The sequence below is a fragment of the Rhizobium sp. TRM96647 genome, from assembly GCF_025780115.1.
In the GTDB taxonomy this organism is placed as follows: domain Bacteria; phylum Pseudomonadota; class Alphaproteobacteria; order Rhizobiales; family Rhizobiaceae; genus Mycoplana.
Window position 1 is genome coordinate 73270 of sequence record NZ_JAOXHF010000003.1, and the last position, 23465, is coordinate 96734.

Annotated in this window: 15 protein-coding genes and 1 pseudogene; 9 read left to right on the forward strand and 7 right to left on the reverse strand. The window is 64.5% G+C overall.

The genetic code is table 11. The features are described from left to right. Together OCK02_RS06230 and OCK02_RS06235 are read right to left on the reverse strand one after the other, a co-directional pair. Entirely contained in the window at nt 1-903 is a 903-nt protein-coding gene (locus OCK02_RS06230) for a branched-chain amino acid ABC transporter permease (protein ID WP_263812284.1), read from the reverse strand. Nucleotides 904-1208: 305 nt separating this feature from the next. After that, nucleotides 1209-3635, reverse strand: coding sequence for a GcvT family protein (locus tag OCK02_RS06235; protein ID WP_263812285.1), 2427 nt, complete (start codon nt 3633-3635; stop codon nt 1209-1211). A gap of 410 nt (nt 3636-4045) precedes the next feature. Between OCK02_RS06235 and cysD the strand changes: the two genes are divergently transcribed. The 7 genes from cysD to OCK02_RS06270 all read left to right on the forward strand — a co-directional run bounded on the left by cysD (nt 4046) and on the right by OCK02_RS06270 (nt 12181). Continuing rightward, nucleotides 4046-4945, forward strand: coding sequence for a sulfate adenylyltransferase subunit CysD (gene cysD, locus OCK02_RS06240; RefSeq protein WP_230807031.1), 900 nt, complete (start codon nt 4046-4048; stop codon nt 4943-4945). Next, entirely contained in the window at nt 4945-6837 is a 1893-nt protein-coding gene (gene cysN, locus OCK02_RS06245) for a sulfate adenylyltransferase subunit CysN (protein WP_263812287.1), read from the forward strand. The genes cysD and cysN overlap by 1 nt, the downstream gene beginning before the upstream one ends. Nucleotides 6838-6913: 76 nt before the next feature. Continuing rightward, on the forward strand, nt 6914-7711 hold the full coding sequence (cysQ, locus tag OCK02_RS06250) for a 3'(2'),5'-bisphosphate nucleotidase CysQ (RefSeq protein ID WP_230807029.1): 798 nt from the start codon (nt 6914-6916) through the stop codon (nt 7709-7711). A 230-nt stretch (nt 7712-7941) separates the two neighbouring features. Beyond that, nucleotides 7942-9348: a hypothetical protein gene (locus OCK02_RS06255; protein ID WP_263812288.1), complete on the forward strand. Its 1407-nt coding sequence runs from the start codon at nt 7942-7944 to the stop codon at nt 9346-9348. A 34-nt stretch (nt 9349-9382) separates the two neighbouring features. Then, entirely contained in the window at nt 9383-10177 is a 795-nt protein-coding gene (locus tag OCK02_RS06260; protein ID WP_263812289.1) for an ABC transporter permease, read from the forward strand. Continuing rightward, complete coding sequence (locus OCK02_RS06265) at nt 10174-10842, forward strand: ABC transporter ATP-binding protein (protein WP_263812290.1); 669 nt, start codon at nt 10174-10176, stop codon at nt 10840-10842. The genes OCK02_RS06260 and OCK02_RS06265 overlap by 4 nt, the downstream gene beginning before the upstream one ends. Before the next feature lie 301 nt (nt 10843-11143). Then, nucleotides 11144-12181 carry a DUF2793 domain-containing protein gene (locus OCK02_RS06270; RefSeq protein ID WP_263812291.1) on the forward strand — a complete coding sequence of 346 codons (1038 nt, stop codon included), beginning with the start codon at nt 11144-11146 and terminating at the stop codon, nt 12179-12181. A gap of 30 nt (nt 12182-12211) precedes the next feature. Here the strand turns inward: OCK02_RS06270 and OCK02_RS06275 are convergent, their stop codons facing one another. The 5 genes and pseudogenes from OCK02_RS06275 to OCK02_RS06295 all read right to left on the reverse strand — a co-directional run bounded on the left by OCK02_RS06275 (nt 12212) and on the right by OCK02_RS06295 (nt 20855). Then, nucleotides 12212-13609, reverse strand: coding sequence for a hypothetical protein (locus OCK02_RS06275; RefSeq protein ID WP_263812292.1), 1398 nt, complete (start codon nt 13607-13609; stop codon nt 12212-12214). Between the two features lie 214 nt (nt 13610-13823). Next, complete coding sequence (locus OCK02_RS06280) at nt 13824-15851, reverse strand: capsular polysaccharide biosynthesis protein (RefSeq protein WP_263812293.1); 2028 nt, start codon at nt 15849-15851, stop codon at nt 13824-13826. A 98-nt stretch (nt 15852-15949) separates the two neighbouring features. After that, nucleotides 15950-17164: a polysaccharide biosynthesis/export family protein gene (locus OCK02_RS06285; RefSeq protein WP_263812294.1), complete on the reverse strand. Its 1215-nt coding sequence runs from the start codon at nt 17162-17164 to the stop codon at nt 15950-15952. A gap of 344 nt (nt 17165-17508) precedes the next feature. Then, nucleotides 17509-19959: pseudogene (locus OCK02_RS06290) on the reverse strand (GcvT family protein); the annotation flags it as partial. Nucleotides 19960-19970: 11 nt separating this feature from the next. Next, entirely contained in the window at nt 19971-20855 is an 885-nt protein-coding gene (locus tag OCK02_RS06295) for a phosphotransferase family protein (RefSeq protein WP_263812296.1), read from the reverse strand. A gap of 265 nt (nt 20856-21120) precedes the next feature. Between OCK02_RS06295 and OCK02_RS06300 the strand changes: the two genes are divergently transcribed. Both OCK02_RS06300 and OCK02_RS06305 read left to right on the forward strand, forming a co-directional pair. After that, nucleotides 21121-21921, forward strand: a complete 801-nt coding sequence (locus OCK02_RS06300) for a DeoR/GlpR family DNA-binding transcription regulator (protein ID WP_263812297.1) — start codon at nt 21121-21123, stop codon at nt 21919-21921. Nucleotides 21922-22416: 495 nt separating this feature from the next. Then, on the forward strand, nt 22417-23376 hold the full coding sequence (locus tag OCK02_RS06305; RefSeq protein WP_263812298.1) for a ring-cleaving dioxygenase: 960 nt from the start codon (nt 22417-22419) through the stop codon (nt 23374-23376). The last annotated feature ends 89 nt before the right edge of the window (nt 23377-23465 follow it).

Sequence of the window (23465 nt, forward strand, 5' to 3'; positions counted from 1 at the left end):
TTATACCTTCTCGACTTCCGGTCGTCCGAGGATGCCGGACGGCTTGAAGATCAGCACGATGGCCAGGATCGAGAACGTCGCGACGTCCTTGTAGTCGATCGTGAAATAGGCGGACCAGAGCGATTCGATGAGACCGATCAGGAGACCGCCGAGCACCGCACCCGGCAGCGAGCCGATGCCGCCCAGGACCGCAGCAGTGAAGGCCTTGACGCCCGGCACGAAGCCGTCGGTGAAGACGATCACGCCATAGTACATCAGATACATCGTGCCGGCGACGGCAGCGAGGGCAGCGCCCATGATGAAGGTGATGGAGATCGTGCGGTCGACGTCGATGCCGAGCAGGGCGGCCATCTTGCGGTCCTGCTCGGTGGCGCGCTGGGCACGGCCGAGCGAGGTCTTGTTGACGATGTACCAGAAGGTCGCCAGCAGCGAGACCGTCAGGATCATGATCAGGATCTGCTTCAGCGAGATGGAAAGGCCGAAGACGTTGTAGACCGAGGAGACCAGCGGCGGGATCGGCTTGTTGCGCGGACCCTGCGTGACCTGGACGAAGTTCGACAGCGTGATCGACATGCCGATCGCGGTGATCAGCGGCGCCAGGCGGAACGAGCCGCGCAGCGGCCGGTAGGCGACCTTCTCGATCGTCCAGTTCCACAGCGATGCCGTGAGCATGGCCGCGGCCATCATGACGAGCAGCAGGATCACGACCGGCAGGCCGACGAAAACGCTGGTAACGATGAGAAAAACGATGAGGGCAGCGAAGCCGCCGAGCATGAAGATATCGCCATGGGCGAAGTTGATCATGCCGATGATGCCGTAGACCATCGTGTAACCGATGGCGATCAGCCCATAGATCGAGCCGAGAGTCAGCCCGTTGATGAGCTGCTGGACAAAATATTCCATTGCCTATCCCCTGGATGCAATCCAGTCGGTTGCATCTCTTGTTATTGAGCCCCCTAGGCAAGCTCATGAATAGGGGGATTCCATACTGCTTTCCATCCAAAAGGGAAGCGTAAAATGTCCCTGCCTCGCAATTCGTCGGGTCTTTGGTGAGTTTGACGACAAAACGGGCAGGAAAACTGAAAAAACAGCCGCTCACATGGGGAAAAAGGCAGCAACGCCGCGGAATCCACCGTTCCACGGTCACGACAACGTGCTCTCCGCGCCGCCGCTCCACACGCGAAACTGGCGGCCGACAATTTTGCCGTTCAGCCCCGCATGCGTGCACCGCCCGGGTCGTGGAGCGGCACACGCTGGAGCCTCGCCGGCAGCAACGCCCCGAGCAGTTCGACCGACCACCCCTCCTCCACGTCTGCGACCTCCTTCGGAACATAGCCGATCGCGACCGAGACACCGGCGGCATGGGCATAGCCGCCCGAGGTGACCCAGCCGCGCACGGCACCGTCCATATAGATCGGCTCGTCGCCGATCACGTCGGCGTCCGTCGCCTCGAGGATGAAGGTCCTGAGCCTCAGGCTGCCGCCTTCCGCCTTCTCCTTCAGGGCAGCGGCCTTGCCGACGAACGCCGCGTCCTTCCCGACGGCGACGAAACGATCGAGCCCGGCCTCGACCGGTCCGTAGAGCGGCCGGTACTCGCGCGCCCAGCTGCCGTAGGATTTCTCGAGGCGAAGCGCATTGAGCGCCCGCAGGCCGAACAGCCGGATCCCGAAATCTGCGCCCGCCTCCATCAGGAGGTCGAAGAGATAGCGCTGGTATTCAGGCTTCATCCAGATCTCGTAGCCGATCTCGCCGGTATAGCTGACGCGCCCGACGATGGCTGGCGCCATGCCGAGATCGAGGCGGCGGATGGTCATGAACGGGAACGCCGCGTTGGAGAGATCGTGATGCGTGAGCTTCTGCATCACCGCGCGCGCATTCGGGCCGGCGATCGCAAGCCCCGTCAGCGACAGCCCGAGGGCCGCGAGCTCGACGGAGCCATCCTTGGGCAGGTGCCTTTCGAACCAGCGCATGTGATAACCCTCGGCGATGCCGGAGCCGATCAGGAGGAAATCGCCCTCGCCGAGCTTGCCGAGGGTGAAGTCGCCGATCAGCTTGCCGTCTTCCTTCAGCATCGGCGCCAGCGTCATGCGCCCGGCCGCCGGCATGCGCGGCGTCAGCATCCGGTCGAGCCACGCTTCAGCGCCGCGGCCCCTGATCGCATATTTGGCAAAGCCGGAGGTCTCCATCAGCCCGACGCTGGCCCGCACCGCCTTCGCCTCCGCGCCGACGGTGTCGAAATCGGTGGACCGGCGCCAGGAGAAGCGGTCCTCGGTGCCTTCCGGCGCAAACCATAGCGGCTGCTCCAGCCCGTACGACGCGCCGAAGACGGCGCCGGCCGCCTTCAGCCTGTCGTAGATCGGCGTCGTCAGCAGCGGCCGGGCCGCCGGCAGTTCCTCGTTCGGATAGCGGATCGAGAAGCGGCGCGAATAGTTCTCGCGGACCTTGGCATTGGTATAGCCGAGCGTCGCGTAGTCGCCGTAGCGCGACACGTCCATGGCGAAAACGTCGAAGCCCGGATCGCCGTGGATCATCCAGTTGGCGAGCGCCAGCCCGACGCCGCCGCCCTGGCTGAAGCCGGCCATCACCGCGCAGGCGGACCAGAAGTTGGTCATGCCGCGGACCGGGCCGACAAGCGGGTTGCCGTCCGGCGAGAAGGTGAAGGGCCCGTTGATGATCTTGCGGATGCCGACCGAGTTGAAGGCCGGGAAATGGCGGAAACCGACCTCCAGCTCGGGCGTGATGCGTTCGAGGTCTTCCGCCAGAAGTTCGTGGCCGAAATCCCAGGGCGTCGACAGCGGCGACCACGGCCGGCAGGCCTTCTCATAGGTGCCCATCAGCATGCCGTTGCGCTCCTGGCGGATATAGATCTCGCCGTCGAAATCGACGCAGTGCATCAGTTCCCGGCCCTGCGTGCGGTTGAACTCGATGACCTCCGGCATGTCCTCGGTGATGAGATACATGTGCTCCATGGCGAGCACTGGAAGCTCCAGCCCGACCATGCGGCCGATCTCGCGCGCCCACAGCCCACCGCAGTTGACCACATGTTCCGCGACGATCTCGCCCTTGTTCGTGATCACCCGCCAGGTGCCGTCGGGCCGTTGCACGAGATCCTCCACCTTCGTATGCAGGTAGATCTCGGCACCGTTCTTCTTCGCCGACTTCGCATAGGCATGCGTGGTGCCATAGGGATCGAGATGCCCCTCCACGGGGTCGTAGACCGCGCCCACGAACTGGTCGGGATCGAGCAGCGGCATCAGCGCGTGCGCTTCCTTCGGCGTCAGGAGCTCGGCCTCCAGGCCCATGTAGCGCCCTTTCGCCAGGATCGACTTCATCCAGTCGAACCTGTCCTTCGTGGCCGCCAGCATCATGCCCGAGGTCATATGCAGGCCGATGTCCTGGCCGGAATAGGCTTCGATCTCCTTGTAGAGCTCGACGGTATATTTCTGCAGCCTGGCGACGTTGGGATCGCCGTTGATCGTGTGCATGCCGCCGGCCGCGTGCCAGGTCGAGCCCGAGGTGAGTTCGGAGCGCTCGACCAGGACCGCGTCGTTCCAGCCGAATTTCGTCAGGTGATACAGCACCGAGCATCCGACCACCCCGCCCCCGATAACGACGACCCTGGCATGGCTCTTCATGGCGATCTCCACTCCCGGTTCACCGGCCCGCCACCCTCGACCGGTGTCGCGGCTGGAGCCGAACCTCGCTCTCTCCGCTGCAACGACAAGCTGCAATCGGCCGGAACGGATCGTAGGGGCAAAGTCGAGCCCGTCAAAGCCGCCGGAGCGAACAGCACTGGCCGATTTCCGCCATCGCACGGCCAAAACGAGGTGCCGCCGTTGCCATGCGAATGCCGCTTTTTAGTTGCTTTGGAAACACGCCGCCGCACTTTTACAGAGAATGGTGTGCGAATTTTGCCGGCAGCATTGCGGCTTTGGTGCAAAGCCGGGTACATGGCTGTAACGAACAGCCGCCAGCCACAGCACTGCAAACGCTGGCAACAGGCCATTGCCGTCGGTCTATCGGGACGGCAAGCGGAACAGGGAACATGTCGCTTACACATCTTCAGCGCCTCGAGGCCGAAGCCATCCATATCTTTCGCGAGGTCGCCGCGACCTCGTCCCGGCCCGTGATGCTCTATTCGATCGGCAAGGATTCGTCGGTCATGCTGCATCTGGCCCGCAAGGCCTTCTACCCGGCCAAGCCGCCCTTCCCGCTCCTGCACGTCGACACGACCTGGAAGTTCCGCGAGATGATCGCCTTCCGCGACCGGACCGTATCGGACCTCGGGCTGGAACTGATCGTTCACGTCAATCTCGATGGGCTGGAGCAGAACATCGGCCCCTTCAGCCACGGTTCCAGCATCCACACGCACGTGATGAAGACGCTCGGGCTCAGGCAGGCGCTCGACAAGTACGGCTTCGACGCGGCGTTCGGCGGCGCAAGGCGCGACGAGGAAAAGTCGCGCGCCAAGGAGCGCATCTTCTCCTTCCGCAATGCCCAGCATGCGTGGGATCCGAAGAACCAGCGCCCGGAAATGTGGAAGACCTACAACACCCGCGTCGCCTCCGGAGAATCGATCCGCGTCTTCCCCCTGTCGAACTGGACGGAGCTGGACATCTGGCAGTACATCCTGAAGGAGGACATCCCGATCGTGCCGCTCTACTTCGCCGACAAGCGGCCGATCGTCGAGCGCGACGGCATGATGATCATGGTCGATGACGAGCGCATGCAGATCGCGCAGGGAGAAAAGGTCGAGGACCGCCTCGTGCGCTTCCGCACGCTCGGATGCTATCCGCTGACCGGCGCGATCGAATCGGACGCCACCACCGTTCCCGACATCGTCCGCGAGATGCTGACCGCCAGGACGTCCGAGCGGCAGGGTCGCCTGATCGACAAGGATGAAGCGGGCTCGATGGAAAAGAAGAAGCGCGAGGGGTATTTCTGATGGCGGTACTGGCCTCGTCCATCGCAACGGACACATTGCAGGACTATCTCGCGGAGCAGGAAGAAAAGCCGCTGCTGCGCTTCATCACCTGCGGCTCGGTGGACGATGGCAAGTCGACGCTGATCGGCCGCCTGCTCTACGACACCAAGCTGATCTTCGACGACCAGCTGGCGACGCTGGAGCGTGACAGCGCACGGCACGGCACGGCGGGCGAAACGATCGATTTCGCCCTGCTGCTGGACGGGCTGGAGGCCGAGCGCGAACAGGGCATCACCATCGACGTGGCCTATCGCTACTTCGCCACCGGGGAACGCCGCTTCATCGTCGCCGATTCGCCCGGCCACGAGGAATATACGCGCAACATGGCGACCGGCGCCTCCACCGCCGACCTCGCGGTGCTGCTCGTCGATGCGCGCCAGGGCATCCTGCGACAGACGCGCCGCCACGCCTTCATCGCCTCGCTGCTCGGCATCCGAAACATCGTGCTTGCAGTCAACAAGATCGACCTCGTCGGCTACGACGAGGCCGTCTTCGGCAAGATCGCCGAGGAATTTCGTGCCTTCGCAGGCGGACTGGGCTTTGCGACCATCGCGCCCATTCCGATTTCCGCGCGCCACGGCGACAACGTCACGGCGAACTCGGCGCACATGCCGTGGTATGCCGGTCCGACATTGCTGGGCCATCTGGAGACCGTCCCGCTCGCCGGCCAGGACCTCGGCAGGCCGTTCCGGCTGCCGGTCCAGCTCGTCACCCGCCCCGATCAGGATTTTCGCGGCTTTGCCGGCCAGGTCGCCTCCGGCCGCATCGCCGTCGGGAACGACATCGTCGTGGCCAAGTCCGGGCGTACGTCGAAGGTCAAGGCGATCGTGACGGCGGACGGCGACCTTCAGGCTGCGTCCGAAGGCCAGGCCGTCACGATCGTGCTCGAAGACGAGATCGACATCTCCCGCGGCGACATGCTGGCCGCGCCGGGCGATCGGCCGCAGCTTGCGGACCAGTTCATGGCGCACCTGGTGTGGTTCGCCGCCGAGCCGATGATGCCGGGGCGCAGCTACATCCTGCGCACCGAGACCGACAGCATGAGCGCCACGGTCACGGCCCTCAAGTACCAGGTCGACATCAACAGCTTCTCGCACGAGGCGGCCAAGTCTCTGCACATGAACGAGATCGGCGTCTGCAACATCGCCACGCAGTCGCCGGTCGCCTTCGACAGCTACAAGGACAATCGCACGACCGGCAACTTCGTGCTGATCGACCGTTTGACCAACGCCACCGTCGGCGCTGGCATGATCGACCATCCGCTGCGCCGCGCCACCAACGTTCAGTGGCAGGCGCTGGATATCGACCAGAATGCGCGGGCCGGGCTGAAGCATCAGAAGCCCGCCGTGCTCTGGCTGACGGGCTATTCCGGCGCGGGCAAGTCGACGATCGCCAACATGCTGGAAAAGCTTCTGCATGCGAGCGGCCGCCACACCTATGTGCTCGACGGCGACAACGTGCGCCACGGGCTGAACCGCGATCTCGGCTTCACGCCGGAGGACCGGGTGGAGAACATTCGCCGGATCGCCGAAGTCGCGCGCCTGATGACGCAGGCGGGACTGATCGTGATCGTGTCGGCGATCTCGCCGTTCCGCTCGGAGCGGCGCATGGCCCGCGACCTGTTCGCCGACGGCGAATTCATCGAGGTCTTCGTCGACACGTCGCTGGAGGAATGCGCAAGGCGCGATCCCAAGGGGCTTTACAGGAAGGCGATGGCGGGCGAACTGGAAAACTTCACAGGCATCAGCTCGCCCTACGAGCAGCCGGAAGAGCCCGAGATCCATCTGAAGACGGCCGGGCACGATCCGGGCGAACTGGCCACACAGATCGCCGAATACCTCGGAAAACTCTAGGATCAGGACCCTCTCTCCGTTCCGGGCCGTTCGCGGTCCGGCAACGGCAATACGAGAACCACAGCAGGACCGCTCAATGACACTACCGGCAAACCTCGCAGCGACACTGGCCAAGGCGGCGATCGATGCCGGCCGGGAGATCCTGGCCGTCTACAGGGCCGGGCCCACCGTCTCGATCAAGAGCGACTGCACCCCGGTAACCGAGGCCGACCAGCGCGCCGAGGCCATCATTCTCCGTGCGCTTTCGGACGCCTTCCCCGATATTCCTGTCGTGGCCGAGGAAGCCGTCGCGGCGGGGAACATCCCCGAGGTCGGCGGCCGACGTTTCTTTCTCGTCGATCCGCTGGACGGCACCCGCGAATTCATCAACCGTCGAGACGAGTTCACCGTCAACATCGCCCTGATCGAAGCCGGCGTGCCCGTCGCAGGCATCGTCTACGCGCCGGCACTGAAGATCGCCTATTGGGGCGCAGAGGGGCATGCGGAAAAGTTCGAGGTCGCCGACGATTTCACCATCGTCAACCGCCGACCGATCGGCTGCCGTTCCAGGGGCAGCAGCCTGACGGCCGTGGTCAGCCGGACGCACGGCGACCCGGAGACCGACGCGTTCCTGCAGGAGACCGGCATCTGCGACCACACCACGGTCGGCTCCTCGCTGAAATTCTGCCTTCTCGCCGAAGGCCTGGCCGATGTCTATCCGCGCTTCGGCCGGACGATGGAATGGGATACGGCGGCGGGCGATGCGGTCCTGCGCGCCGCCGGCGGACGCGTGACGCGCCCCGACGGAAGCCCCTTCCTGTACGGAAAGACGAACCAGCAGACCGATTCGGATTTCGCCAATCCGGCCTTCATCGGCTGGGGTCGCGCTGCCTGAACCCGGTTGAGGCGCCGGTAACGACGGCCGCGGTGTCATAAAAATACCGGATTGGCGTACGAAACGGTGCCCGATCCTGGATCACAGCTTCCAGGTCGGTCCGAAGCGAAAGCATCTCCCTGCCGACGATATGGGGAGCGCTCATCTTGTAACACGACTGCAGATCGAATAAACTGCCGCTTCCTCAGGCAGTTAGTAAATATTTGCAAGTCAGAGACGAGAGTATTGACGTGAAGAAAGATACTGCGCCCGCAGCGCCGGCACTGGAAGCAGAGACCCGAGAACAGCCGCAGGCCAGCAATCTTCTGGACATGGCGAAGGCTCGTATCGTCCGGCGCGCGGAGCGGCAGAAGCGTCGCCTGATCCGGGAGGCTTCGATTGGCGCCAGCGCAAAGGTAAAGCGCGACCCCTTCGATGACGACGATGAGGATCTCGCGCCCGCCAAGACCGACCGCGACAAGAAATTCTCCACTAAGTCGATCTTCGAGATGCCCGTGCTGCCCAAGAAGCAGCGCAAGGTCCAGTGGACCAGCATTTCCTTTGTCCTGGCGGTGATCCTGCCGACGATCCTGACCGGGCTCTACTATGCCTTCTGGGCCAGCCCCCAATACGAGGTGGAGACACAGTTCGCCGTTCGTGGTTCCAGCCAGGGTTCGCTGAACGCGCTGGGCCTCGGCAGCCTGATGGGCACGACGGCGGAGGCGGGCGATTCCTATATCGTCGCCGACTACATCCATTCGCAGCAGGTGTTGCAGGACATCAAGCAACAGGCAGACCTGGACGTGCGCACGCTCTACGCGCGCGACGATATCGACTTCGTCTACAAGACCGACCCTGTTGCGCCGCTCGACGAGTTCGTCAGCTACTGGCGCGACATGGTCAATGTCGGCTTCAATTCGACGACAGGCAACGTCACGCTGCAGGTCTATGCCTTCACGCCCGAAGACGCCAAGCAGATCACGGACGCCATTCTTCTCGTCTCGGAAAACCTGGTGAACCGGCTGTCCGAGGAGTCGCGCATCCAGTACACCGAGGTTGTCAACAAGCAGGTCGAGCGTGCGGAACAGCGGTTGAGCGCCGTTCGCCGGCAATTGTCGGACCTGCGCCAGACGCAGCAGGCGCTCGATCCGAAGGCCCTCGCGTCGATGGAATCGTCAATCATCGGCTCGATCGAGCAGGAGCTCGCCTCTGTCCGGACGCGCTACAAGGCGTTGGTCACGGCCGCGAGCCGGGAAGCTCCGTCCGCCAAGGTCATGGAGCGGCGAATTGTCGCACTTGAGGCTCAATTGGCCGAACAGAAGGCACGCGTCGGAACTGGAACGGTGCAGAAGACCGGCCGCAATCCGGACGCCGACAGCAGCACGCTCTCCGACGTGATGGACACGTTCTCGCAGCTTTCTCTCGAGGAAGAGTTTGCCGTCAAGGCCTACTCGACATCACTTGTGGGCCTTGAGACCGCGATGGTCGAGGCACAGAAGCAGGAGCGCTTCTTCGCCACCTATGTGACGCCGCGGACACCCGATATCGCCATCTATCCGAAGCGCGTCCTGAACACGATGCTCGGCTTCCTCGTCTTCTTTGCCGCGTGGATGATCGGCTTCTTCGTTTACAAATCGGTCAAGGATCACGCGATTTGATCCACGGCCAGAGCGGCGCATAGGGGCGCACCGCATGTATCTGACGGACAAAAGCTTCAGCTATGCGCTCAAGGAGAATGCGCGCGTCATCGGCGCACTCGTCGTGCGTAGCGGTGTCACGCGCTTCGGCGAGAGCCGCATCGGCTATCTCTGGACGCTCGCCGAACCGTCTATCTATGTCTGCCTGTTCCTGTTCATGCACAGCTTCGTGCGCACATCCCTGCCGTTCGGCGACAGCGCCATGCTGTTTTTCCTGACTGGTATCATCGGCTTTCGGATGACGAACCTGATTGCGCGCAAGGCCGCCAACGGGCTGTCGCACAACCAGCCGATGCTGGGCTACCCACTGGTGAAGCCGCTGGACACGATCGTCGCGGCGTTCCTGCTGGAGGCGATCATCTGGATGATCATCTGCTCGCTGTTCATCTTCTTCATGTTTGCCATCCTGGACCGTCACATCATTGTCTACCCTCTGGAGTTCGCGGGCGCGCTCCTGGCTATCTTCTACTTTGCCTTCTCCTTTGCCGTCTTCAACGCGACGTTCGGAACCCTCGTGCCGATCTGGGCCAAGATCCTGAACTTCAGCAACATGATCCTCATGCTGACATCCGGCCTGTTGTTCGTTCCGTCGTCCCTGCCGCCATCTGCCCTGGCGATCGTCTGGTGGAGCCCATTCCTGCACTGCGTCGAATGGTTCCGTTCCGCGACCTATCTCGACTATGTCAGCGTGCTGAGCAAGACCTACCTCCTGTCCGTTGCGACCGGCTTTCTCGTGACCGGCCTTGCCCTCGAACGCATCTATCGAAACAGGATCATAAGCAGCGAATGATCGTCTTCGACAACGTCAGCAAGGTTTTCAAGAACCCGCGCGGTGGCGGCAGGAAGGTCGTCCTGGACAACTTCACGGCGACGTTCCGCCCGGGCCTCAACATCGGCATTCTCGGCCGGAACGGCGCCGGCAAGTCGACATTGATGAACCTCATCTCCGGCATCGATACGCCGACCGGCGGTCGCATCTACCGAGAAGGGAAGATCTCCTGGCCGCTCGGATTCAAGGGCGGCGTGCATGCCCGCCTGACGGGCGCCCAGAACACCCGCTTCATTGCCGACATCTATGGCAAGGACCGCGAGGAAGTCCTGGATTTCGTCAAGGACTTCTCCGAACTCGGGTCCTATCTCGACATGCCGGTGAGGACTTATTCGGCGGGCATGCGGGCACGCCTTGCCTTCGGCATCTGCATGGCGATCGAATTTGAATATTATCTGATCGACGAGGTCATCGCCGTCGGCGACACGACCTTCAAGAAGAAGAGCAAGAAGGTGTTCGACGAGCGCGCGGAGCATGCGACCCTGCTTCTCGTCTCGCACTCATCGTCATTGCTTCGTGCTTTCTGTCACATCGGCGGCGTCATGAAGGACGGCAAGATCACCTTCTACGACGATATCGAGGAAGCGATCGCCGTTCACGAGGACAATCTCGCGCGGGGAAAATGATGTATCGGCCGGGGACGGCCGCGGCCGACACGACAAGCATCACGTTCGACGGAACGCATGCCCCGATGGTCATCGCCGGCAGCGCTCGCTCCGGCTGAATTCCTCTTTATCCCAAGAGGTTAAGGCCGATCGCCACGCGTGACCTCTTCTCCGGTCACCCCATCCTGCCGCCACGACAAAGCCCCCTTCTCCGCCGCCTGGCATCCTCGCCTGCCGCATGCAGGCTACTCTCAACTCAAGCAACCGCCACGGCCGCCACGGCAGGCCCGCTTGCGAGACTGGCGCGACACAGGAGAGAGACATGCAGGACCAGACAGCGCGGCTCGGCCTTCCCTACATTCTGCCGTCACAGGCACAGAAGCATGTGTCCCACAACGAGGGGCTGGACGCGCTCGACATGATGGTCCAGCTTGTGCTTGCGGACATCGCCGACGCACCGCCACCGGCGCCGGCGGACGGCGCCTGCTATGGGGTCGCAGCGGCGCCCGCGGGCGCATGGAGCGGGATGGCCGGTTGGGTCGCCCAATGGCGCGATGGCGGCTGGCATTTCCTGCAGTCGAAGGCGGGCTGGCTTGCCTGGTGCGCCCTTCGACAGCGCCTCCACGTCCATGACGGCACCGGCTGGCAGCCGTTCACCCAGATCGGCGACCTGCCGACCCTCGGCATCAATACCGCAGCGGACGAGACGAACAGGCTGGCGCTGTCGGCGCCGGCTAGCCTCTTTTCCCACCAGGGCAACGATCACCGGCTAAAGATCAACAAGGCCGGACCGGACGACACCGCAAGCCTGATCTTCCAGAACAACTGGAACGGCCTTGCCGAAATGGGCCTTGCGGGGAACGACGACTTCGCGATCAAGGTCGCCGACGGTTCGGGCGGCTGGCGCACGGCGCTCGGCATCGATCCGTCAGGCCATGTCGCAACGCCGCACCGGCCGGCGGCGCGCGCCTGGCTGTCAAATCCCTCGCTGAGCCCAGCAGTCGGCAGCCTCACGGGGTTCACCGAAACCGGGTTTGCCATTGGCGGCTTCACGCTCGGCGCGCCCGTTCCCGGCGGCAACGGCAACCGTCTCGTTGCTCCCGCCTCGGCGCTCTACCTGATGTGCCTTTCGGCCGTTCCCGTCACGCAAGGTCCTCTCCAGGTCGAGGTCGTGCTCAACGGTGCCACGCCCGTGCTCGGAACCGGCCCGCAATCAGGCGCGCCCATCGGACGAAAGATCTGCGCATGCGGGATCGTCTCGATCGCCCGGGACGAATGGATAGCGCTCCAGCATCAGGGATCCGTCGCCCTGGAATTCGGGTTCAACGGCACGGAGCTTTCGATCGTCGCTTTGACATAGATACCGGCACCTGCCGGCCGGCCTGAATCTTCAGCCCTGTGCTGCGTCCGGCAGCTTGCCGCCGAAGTGCCCGGTCACGACTTCGCTCTGCCGACCCTCGCCTGTGGCGCGCGCGCCCTCGGCAACGGCCGCCATCAGCCTGTCGCGCAGCGCATGGATCGCCACCTCCACGCCCTCATAGGCGTAGAAATCGCCCGGCTGCAGACATTGTTCGTGCAGCCACGAAAGATAGCGCGTGCGCATCTCGCCGGGCGCCACCTTGTTCCACGTCCAGAAGCCGTCGAGATCGATACCCTTGTTGACGCAGAAGGCGAGGTCGGGGTGCCGATAGATCGCTTGCCCCATGACCGCGAGCGGAATCCCGTGAAGGAGCGCGAAGAGGCCGGACGTGCTGTTGATCGTGATCATCCCGGCCGCGTGCCGCGTCAAAAGCCCCAGCGAGCCGCCGTCGATGATGTGCACGCGGTCGGCTACGTCGTTCAACTGGCTGACCTGCCGGATGAACTGCCGGTCGCGGCTGTGTCCCCGCTCCATCGGATGAATCTTGAACACCAGCTGGTGCGTCGCCGGCGCATTGCGGGCGAAGGAAACGATCGACTTGAGGATCAACTTCTGATTGTTCCAGCTGCCGGCGGCGCGCCCGAGCTGGCTGTCGTCATGCACCTGCAGCGGGATCAGGTAGTACTTGTGGTCGTAGTACTCCAGGAGCCGTTCGACGCAGCGGTAGTTCGCGCTGAGATTGCGGAACTTCCGATAATAGTTCTTGAACCAGTAGAAGGCCTCCGACGCCAGCATGCGCTTCTGCTTGTGAAACAGCTTGCGCTCGCCGGCGGTGGAAAACAGGTTCCGCAGCGAGAAATAAAGGAACGCATAGGACGCCATCGCGCCGAAGGACGACGCATAGGACACGCCCTTGCGCCGGTCCGAATAGCGGCCCGAATAGTCCTCCGGCGGCAGCTTTCCGGCGATCGGCGACCGCCAGTTGTTGCCGCCGAACTCAAGCGTGATGTTGCCGGGACGCAGATAGCCCTCCTCCAGGCAGATCACCGGAATACCGAGCTTCTCGCAGCAGGCGATCGCAACCCTGTGGATCTCGCGTTCGCAGCCGAACAGCACGACGAAATCGAAGCCGTGCGCACCGAGCATCTCGGAGAGCCAGACATTCCAGGCATCGGCGCTGCCGTTGAAGTTCAGCGTCTTCTCGCGCCTTGCAAACAGCCGGTCACCGATGTTGAAGCAAACGCGCCAGGCATCGAAGCCGCTCTCGTTCAGGAGGGTCTGCGCCTTGCGGAAGAACGGCCCGACCGGCCCCTGAAGAAGAAGCACCCGCGGAACGCTCTTGGAGGGAAACGGGTTCGACGGGCGGCGGCGCAGATTGAGATAGACGAGCCGCGACGAACCACGGCCTGCCGGGCCCTGATCGCGCACGCCATTCTTCTCCGTCCGATCCCTCGAATCGCGCTCGCTTGGCATGATGCTCCGGCTTTACATAGGATATGCGCAATGATTGCTTGGTCATTGCATAGACGGCTGGATTTATCAACGGAAGCAGGGTCAATTATTCTTACTGCCCTGACATTTTTCGCCAGTGAGCCGCCATTTCGGGGAGTGATCCGCGCCGCGCCGGCCGAGGCGGGCGGCATTATCCCAGCCGCCGGTCCCGCAACCGTACGGCGATCTTGTTTGCCGCGCGCGCAACGCCCGCGATCGCGCGGTCGGTGATCGAGACGTCGGCGACCTTCCCATCGGCGATCTCCCGGACCAGATCCTCCGGCCGGCAGGGCATGCCGCTCAGCGGATGGACGTAGAAGGGATAGAGCACGAGCGTGGCCGCCACCAGCATGTCGAGGTCGATCCGCCGGGTCCGCCGCGCGATCGGGTTCCGGTCGTCGGTCAACCCCCAGCCGGCATAGAAGGGCATGCCGTGGACGCCGACCGGCTTGTCGCGAATGAGCGCCTCGAAACCGGCCAGCGAGGTCATCGTCTCGATCCTGTCGGCCCAGCCGATCCAGTGCATGATGTCGCCGTCCTTGACGATCCGGTCCGCAGCATCCGGTTCGCGGCCGCCGGAGCGCATTCCCGACACGACGTCCGGGTGCTCCTTGTAGGCGATGCAGGCATCGGGATAGAGCCGCCGGACGGCTGCGACCAGATCCGCGTTCGACCGGACCACCGGCGAGCCGAACCGGATCGAGGCATCCTTTTCCACCTGCCCGGGAACCAGGATCTTCAGGCGACCCGGCTCGACGATGGGCAGGGCGGCCGCAGTGCCGACGTTGTATTTGGAGATGCCACGTGCAAGCAGCAGCCTGCGCAGGGCGTTGGCACGCGAAAGAAGCTCCGGCGAGAACGTCGCAGTAGCGATCAGCCGTTCCAGCCCGCTCGGCTGCCGGGCGTCGTAATAGACCGTGTCACCGTCCAGCGCGATCGACGACGGCATCACCAGCGAGACACCCAGCCCTCTGGACCGGATGAAGCCGTCCTCGATCCTGATCGCCTCGATCCCTTCCGGCAGCGGCCGGTCGGATCCCCAGACGGCGACGCTGCCGCCGACCTCGCCGGCCCGGCGGACCGCGATCTCCAGTCCGCGGGCATGCAGGACCGGCCCGGCCCTGCCCTTCAGGAACGGCGCGAGCGCCCGCCGCTTCCACGGCGACATTCCGGCCGTCACGATCCGCTTCGGCAGGCGCGCCCGCTGGTCGCGCACCACGGTCGCCTGCTCGATCGCCCGTTCGATTGTGCAATCGGACCGGTCGTGAAGATCAAGGTAACGCGAATAGCGGATATAGGCGGCCTCGAACACCTGCTCCACGGATGCGGGCTTGCGCGGCACCGGCGCCGGCAGATGATCCTCCGTCATCCCGCGCCCCGAGAAGAAGGCGACGCCGAAGCAATGAACGGGCCTTTCCGCCATCAGCGCCTCGAAGCCCAGCTGGCTGGAAACGGTATAGACCGCATCGGCCTCTTCCAGCAGCGGCCACGGGTTCATCGGCGCAGGCACGACGATCTCGACGCCGAAGCGTTGCGCCGCCTGGCGCAGCAGGCTCCTGTCGCTGGCCGCCGGATGCGTGCGCACCACGATCGCCTTGCCGGGATGATGGGCCACCGCATGCTCCATCATGCGCGCAAAGGCATCGTCCCCCGCAAGCGCGCCGGCGATCGACGCGTCGCCTGCGACCTGATCGACCAGCAACACGAAGGGACGGCCGTAGGGCACGCCGGCCTCGCGCAGGCCGATCATCGGCCCGTTGTTGTATTTTGAAAGCTGCGCCCGCCGGATGGTGTCGATCAGGCCACGGGCACGACCGAGCGCGCCGGCATCCGTCACCGACTCGTCGAGAAGCCGCTGCAGCCGCGACGGTCCGCCCGCGTCGAAATAGATGCCTTCGTCATCGATGACGAAGGAATGCGCCGGCTCTTCCGGGCCCGGCGCGTAGCCCTTGATGAAGCCGTCCTCGAGGATGAGACAGGGCTTGCCGGAGCGGGCGGACAAGGCCTTGGCCTTGAGGCCGGACGGGCGCCAACCCCAGCCGACATAGCCGTCCATGCCACCGACCCGGCCCAGCGGCCAGGAGACGATCTCCGCGTCCAGCAGGCGGGAGATGTCGGCCCGGATCCGCCACAGGCCGGCGGAGGTGACGGCATAGGTCTTGCGCTTTCGGTCAGCCACGACGCCTTCGTTCCTGCGGGTCCGCCCTGAAAACCACAAAGGGCGCCGGCCAGGCCGACGCCCCGTTCAAACGTTGAACTTATACCGCCGCGCGGCGATCAGAAAGTCCGGTTGGTGGTATTCACCGCCGACACGGTCCCCGTGATCATCTGGACGAACCGCCCGAAATCGGTGGCCGGATGACGCGACAGGTAGATCACGTCGCGATTGCGCACCGGGAAGGACTGGGCGACGATGTAGCTCTGCGGCTTGCCCAGGTCGAGACGATAGATGATCGGGTAGCGGCCCTGCCCGTCCGAGGTCATGCCCTTTGCGAGCAGGTCGCGGAAGCGGTCGTCGCCGACGACGTTGCGATAGACGCTCTCGTTCTCGTAGCGGAAGATGAAGTAGCCCTTCGGGTCGGCCGTCGTCATGTTGCCGCCGCCGGCGAGCGCTGCCGCCTCGATGAGGCTCAGGCTGCTGGCATCGAACCGCACCTTGCCGGATTTCGACGTCTGGCCGAGCGCCGAGAAGGTCTGCGGGTCGTAGGTGACGTAGATCCGGTCCTCGGGACGGACGATGATGTCTTCCTTCGGATTGTCGACGATGGTCTGGAGCAGCACGGTTCCGGTGCGTCCGCCGCGCTTGAGCGTCACATAGGTGTCATAGGGCGCCTTGGTGGCGCCGCCTGCCCTTGCCAGCACCTCGCTCAGGTGCTCCGCATTGAGGCCCAGAGGTATCATCGCGGCGTCATTGACGTCGCCCTGGACCGACACGGCCCGCGATTCGTTTCCGGCGATCGATACCAGTACGTCCGGTTCCACCGCCTTCGCCTTCAACGCGTCGACGATCGTCGAGCGGGCGGTGTCGATGGTCATGCCGGCAAAGCGGACCGAGCCGACATAGGGGATCTGCCCGCGGCCGTCCGGCTGCACGACGACGGGAATGGTGGTGGACTTGCGCTCGGTCGTCGAGAACAGGCCGTCGGGACCCGCCTCGAAAATGGTCACGTCGAGCTTGTCGCCGACGCCGATCACGGGCGTGCCGCCGGCGCCGCCGAAGCCGAATGTCCGCGCCAGGCTCGGCGTGCCGAGCGTGGTCACGCTGTTGGCCACGCGCTGGTCGATCTCGACCACGTCGAAGACCATCTTGGTCTGCGGGATCTTGTAGGAACTGCCGCCGGCCGCTCCCGATTCGATCACTTCCCGCGTCAGCGGCCCGTCGCTCGGGACGATGCAACCGGAAAGCGTCACCAACGCTGCGCCTGCCAGAAGGCGCGTAAAAGACCGTGCAACCCTTGCCCCCGGGGTGCCGATACCTTCATTCTTGCTCATCACACTGCAATTCCCTTCGGTCGCGCCCCGACGAGGCACGACGCAGAAACCGGACCGAGGTCCGCTCCATCAAATCCAACGATGGAAATAGTCAATGTCCCACCATGATCTGTCCCAGAGACCATCCATGGGCCTCCGCGTCACCTTGGAGCAAATCCCTTGCACATTCGTTACGCCAAGAAAAGTCGTTTCCTCGGCAACCGGCTAAATGACGGCTTTTCCAGTAGGTTTTCCAAAGGAGTGAGGAAAATAGGTAACATTCTAGCGATCTCTCGTCCCCCTCCGCGCCACCGTCGCGTCGCAAAATCTGCGGAATCGCGGGCGCAGGGCGGGGCCGCGCCGCCTCAGCTGCGCAGCCGCCTGCCCTCCGGATCGTGCAGGGGTTCCAGGTGCGGCGTGCAGCAGAAGCGCTCACCGCCGACGCCCAGTTCATAGCGGCCGGAGAGCGCATAGGCGCGGTCGACACCGTCAGGATTGCGAACGTAGCCGAGGCCGATGGGGCGGCCGATCGTGTGGCCGAAGCCGCCGCTCGTCAGCCAGCCGGCCCTTTCGCCGTTGCGGTAGATCGTCTCGCGGCCGAGCAGAATCACCTCCGGATCCTCCGGGACGAAGCAGACGAGCATCTTGCTGACGCCTTCCCGCCTCTGCCGCTCGATCGCCGCCTGCCCGCGGAAATCGACCGCCCCGCCCCGCCTCACCGCAAAGCCGAGGCCGGCCTCGATCGGCGTATGATCGGGCCCGACGTCGATGCCCCAGTACCGATATCCCTTTTCCAGCCGGCAGGTCTCCAGCGCCCGGTAGCCGGCGTTCGCAAGCCCGTCCGCCCGGCCCGCCACCATCAGCGCGTCGTAGACGGCCGGCGCGTCGCTCATCGCTAGGTGCAGTTCATAGCCAAGCTCCCCGGTATAGCTGACCCGGATGGCGCACACCGGGCGGCCCGCCACCGTGATCGAGCGCACGGTGGAAAAAGGAAAGGCCGCGTTGGAAAGATCGTCGTCGCAGACCTTCTGCAGGATGGTGCGCGAAGCCGGCCCCGTCAGGACCAGCACCGAGAGTGTCTCCGTCACGTCCTCCAGCCGCGCATCGAGGCCGGCGGGGATGTTGCGGGCGATCCAGTCGAAATCATGCGTGGCAAAGCCGGTGCCCGTCACGATGTAATACGCATCCTCGGCGAGCCTGGCGACCGTCAGGTCGCATTCGATGCCGCCATGGTCGTTGAGCATCTGGGTGTAGGCGACGGAACCGGGCGCCTTGGCCACATCGTTGGCGGCGATCCACGACAGCGCCCGCTCGGCGTCCCTCCCCTTCAGCGAGAACTTGGCAAACGAGGTCTGGTCGAAGACGGCGGCCGCCTCCCGCACGGCCCGGTGCTCGCGCGCGACGGCGGAAAACCAGTTCGGCCGCCCATAGGTATAGACATCGCACGGCGCCTCGCCGGCTTCGAGATCGGCAAACCAGTTCGGCCGCTCCCACCCGAGTTTCTCGCCGAAGCAGGCACCCTGCGCCTTGAGCCGCTCGTAGAGCGGCGAGGTGCGAAAGGGCCTGGCGCTGGAATGCTCCTCCGACGGCCAGGCCATGGTGTAGTGCTTGCCGTAGGCCTCGACGGTGCGCCGCCTGATCCAGTCGCCGTCGAAATGCGGCCGGCCGAAGCGCCGGACATCGACGGGCCAGAGATCGAAGGGCGGCTCGCCCTTGGCCACCCATTGCGCAAGCGCCATGCCCGCACCGCCGGCCGAGGCGATACCGAAGGCGTTGAAGCCGGCGCCGACGAAGAAATTGCGCAGGGCCGGCGCCTCGCCGAGGATGAAGTTTCCGTCCGGCGTGAAGCTCTCGGGCCCGTTCAGCATTTGCTTCACCCCGGCCGTCTGCAGAGCCGGCACCCGCCCGAGCGCCAGTTCCATGATCTGCTCGAACCGCTCGACATCCGGATTGAGCAGGCTGAAATGAAAGCCCTCCGGTATGCCGTTCACCGCCCAGGGCGCGGGGTTGGGCTCGTAGCCGCCCATCACCAGCCCGCCGACCTCTTCCTTGTAGTAGGTCAGCCGGTCGGGATCGCGCAGCGTCGGCAGGTCGGAGGGAACGCCGAAGGCTTCGGTGACGAGATACTGGTGCTCCATCGGCACCAGCGGCACGTTGACGCCGAAACGGGCGGCGAAGGCGCGCGTCCACTGCCCCGCGCAGACGACCACCCGCTCGCATTCGATCCGCCCGCGGGCGGTGACGACCGCCCGGATCCGCCCGTCATCGATCTCGAGATCCGTCACCTCCGTATCCTCGAAGATCGACACCCCGGCCAAGGTGGCGCCCCGCGCCAGCGCCTGGGTGATGTCCGTGGGGTTGGCCTGCCCGTCCGTCGGCAGGAAGGCGGCGCCGACCAGGTCGTCGATCGTCATCAGCGGCCAGAGGTCCTGCGCCTCCTTCGGCGTCAGCAGTTGCATCTCCAGGCCGAAGGACCGCGCCGTCGTCGCCTGACGCCGCACCTCCGCCCACCGCTCCTCGTTGCAGGCGAGCCGCAGCCCGCCGTTCATCTTCCAGCCGCTCGCCAGCCCGGTTTCGGCCTCGAGATTGCGATAAAGCTCCACCGAGTATCCGAGCAACTGCGTGATGTTCGCGCTCGTGCGCAACTGGCCCACCAGGCCCGCGGCATGGAAGGTGGTGCCGGAGGTCAGCTTGTGGCGCTCCAGCAGAACCGTATCGGTCCAGCCAAGCTTGGCCAGATGATAGGCTGTCGAACATCCGATGATACCGCCGCCGATGACGACGGCCCGTGCGCTCCCCGGGAGCTCCTCCATGGTCTCCCGCTCCCCTACGGTCTTGCCTTCATGAAGAACGCGAACGCCCGGAAGAACCGGTCGAGGTTGTCCATGCTATAGGTGGTATAATCAAAATCGATGGTCGAGTGCAGCTCCGACACCATGCTCCACAGCGTCTCGCGCAGCAGCGACGCGCACTTCATCGCCTGGTAGCGTCGCCAGAGGCCGTCGGTGAGCGGCTGCTCGAAATAGGTCTCCAGCAGCCACTTCTCCTGCTCTTCGCCAAGGTCGTTGTTGGAGGCGAGGCCGCCGAGGTCGAACAGCGGCGTGTTGTAGCCGGCATAGTCCCAGTCGATCAGCCACAGCCTCTCGCCGTCGTCGAGGACGTTCGACGCCAAAAGGTCGTTGTGGCCGAAGACGATGTCATAGGGCCCGGCGCTCGCTTCCAGCAGGCGGGACATCGCCAGCAGTTCCTCCAGCCTCGCGGCATGCGGGCTGGAAGCGCCGGCAAGCGTTGCGGCATAGTCCTCGATGACGTGGAAGGCCCAGAAGATCATCGCCGGCCCGCGATAGTGGCGCCCGGTCTCGCGATGGCACCGTCGCAGCAATGGGACGATGCGCTCCAGACAGGCCTGCGAGCGGATGTCCTCGGGATGGAGCGTCCTGCCGGGCACATAGTCGAGCACGAGGACGCCGGGCTGGTGATGGATGACTGCGGGAGAAACGCCCGCCGCATGCGCCGCCCGGCTGGCGGAGACCTCGTTCTGCCGGCTGATCTGATGGACCGGGATATCGTCGCCGAGCCGGACGACATAGGCGCGGCCGCCGTCGACGACCTTGTAGTTCGTATTGGTGATGCCGCCCTTGAGAACGGCAATTTCGGGCTGCCCGTTCCAAAACGGCAACGAGCGGATCGTCTCCTGCGCGGCTGGGTCCATCTGCCATCGTTCCCCGGCGCCCCTTCGGCACGCCTGTCTTTTCCGCAGAAGTTCCCGCACTCGCGGAAAACTGTCAAGAATTTTCCACAAAAACGAACATCGTCATGGCTTTTTGTCGTAAAATATGATCCATGATGCCAATGCTGCGTGGTTTCTTTGGGTTTTCTGCCCGAAATACGGATAACCGGCGACATTCACATTTATGATGGTTCACCGGATCCGCGTCAGGCATGGCCTCCGTCGGCATGCCGGCACAAGGAAGAGCATGGACACGACGCCCGCCACCCCGACCCTTTCCAATCATCGCGAGCGCGAGATCCTGGACGAACTGCGCCTTGCCGGCGGCTCCAGCCGCATCCAGTTTCTGGCCGACCGCCTGGGCGTGTCCGAAGAAACCATCCGCCGCAACATCCGCACGCTCGAGGCAAACGGCCTGGTGACCAAGGTGCATGGCGGCGTGCACATCACCGACAGCGCAACCGAGCAACCGCTGCACTTCCGCATGAACGTGAACCCCGAGCCGAAGCGCCTGATCGCGGCGAAGGTCGCGACGATGGTCAAGAACGGCGACAGCCTGTTCCTCGACATCGGCTCGACGACGGCCTTCATCGCCGTCGCCCTGCAGAAGCACCACGATCTCTTCATCGTGACCAATTCGCTCTCCGTCGCCCATACGCTCGCCACCCGCAACAACAACCGGGTCTATTTCGCCGGCGGCGAACTGCGCGCCCACGATGCCGGCACCTTCGGCGTCGAGGCGCTGGGCTATATCGAGCGCTTCAACCTGCAGCATGCCATCCTGTCGGTCACCGCGATCAACGCCCGCTCCGGCTTCATGCTGCAGGACATGCAGGAGGCCGACGTCTCCCGCATTGCCGCGCGCCAGGCGCAGAACCGGATCATCGTCGCCGATGCGCAGAAGTTCGGCCGTTCGGCCCCGATCACCATCGCCCCGCCCGATACCTACGACATGCTGGTGACCGACGAGGAACCACCGTCCGACATCCGCCGCATGCTCGACCAGAACAACGTCAGGCTGGTCCTGGCCGGCAGCCACGACGATTGATCCTGTCCCGTCGGGGGCTTCACTGACAGATTATGGCCGGTGGTGGCGGCGGAAACAAAAATGCCGCCGCCAGGGCGGGAGCCTTTCTGGCTCTCTCTGCGCTGGACGACGGCATTCCCGGAGCAGTCTTCTAGGACGCTTCTCTTCGGCGGTCCCCTCTGGACCTGCCATAGGGAAAGCAGGATTCGTGCCAAAGGCGATCAGGCGCCGTCCGGCCATCAAAACCGGGCCCTGCCGCGCAGATTGCAGAAGCCCGCGCCTATTTTCACGGCAAAGCTGTGCCCTCCGATTTTGCGATGCACAAAAACGACGCATGGCAACGGAAGATTTACCACGGCCGGCGCCGGCGCGCCCGAGATCGCAGACCGGCTGCGTTCAGCAATAGAGAACGGAGCGTTCTCCGTCCGTCCACTTCAAGGAAACGCCGGTCGGGGCGATATTGGGCTCACCGCCGCGCCTTGAGAGAGCGGCCTTCCCCAATGGCAGGAGCACCCCATGACCATGCAACTGACCGGCATCCACCACCTGACCGCAATCACCGCGAACGCGTCCGAGAACCTGCACTTCTATACGCAGACGCTCGGCCTGCGCCTGGTGAAGAAGACCGTCAACCAGGACGACACCAGCGCCTACCATCTCTTCTATGCCGACGGCCTTGCCTCGCCGGGCACCGACCTGACCTTCTTCGACTGGCCTGTCGGGCGCGAGCGCCGCGGCACTCATAGCATCAGCCGCACCGGCCTGCGCGTCGGCAGCGCTGAAAGCCTGCGCTGGTGGAAGGCGTGGTTCGACGAACTGAAGGTGAAGTCCGGCGAGATCCGCGACGTCGCCGGCCGCCAGACGCTCGACTTCGAGGACCAGGAGGGTCAGCGCTTCCGCCTCACCGTGGACGACAGCGGCGCGCCCTCGCACCCCTGGGGCCGCAGCCCGGTTCCCGCCGAGCATCAGATCAAGGGTCTCGGCCCGATCACGATCAGCGTGCCGGATATCCGCAACACCGAGACCGTGCTCGTGCAGGTGATGAACATGAGGCAGACGTCGACCTATGCCTCGCCGGATGGCACCGGCGACGTCCACGTCTTCTCGATGGGCGAAGGCGGACCGGCGGCCGAACTGCACGTCGCCGTCGAACCCGACCTGCCGGCGGCCCATCAGGGCGCGGGCGCCGTCCACCACGTCGCCTTCCGCGTTCCCGATATCGAGGCGCTGCATGCCTGGACCGAGCGGGTTCGCGGCTTCCGCGTGCCCTCCAGCGGCGAGGTCGAGCGATACTACTTCCGCTCGCTCTATTTCCGCGAGCCGAACGGCGTGCTGTTCGAACTCGCCACCGACGGGCCGGGATTCGCCGTCGACGAGCCGCTGGAGACGCTCGGCGAAAGCCTCTCGCTGCCGCCCTTTCTCGAGCCGCGCCGCGAGCAGATCGAGGCCCGCCTGAAGCCGCTCGTCATCGCCTAGGCAGGACCAGGGCGACCGCGGCACCGGACATGGAAAACCCCGGCAGGAACATTGCCTTCCTGCCGGGGTTTTCGTTTGATCGCCGGGTG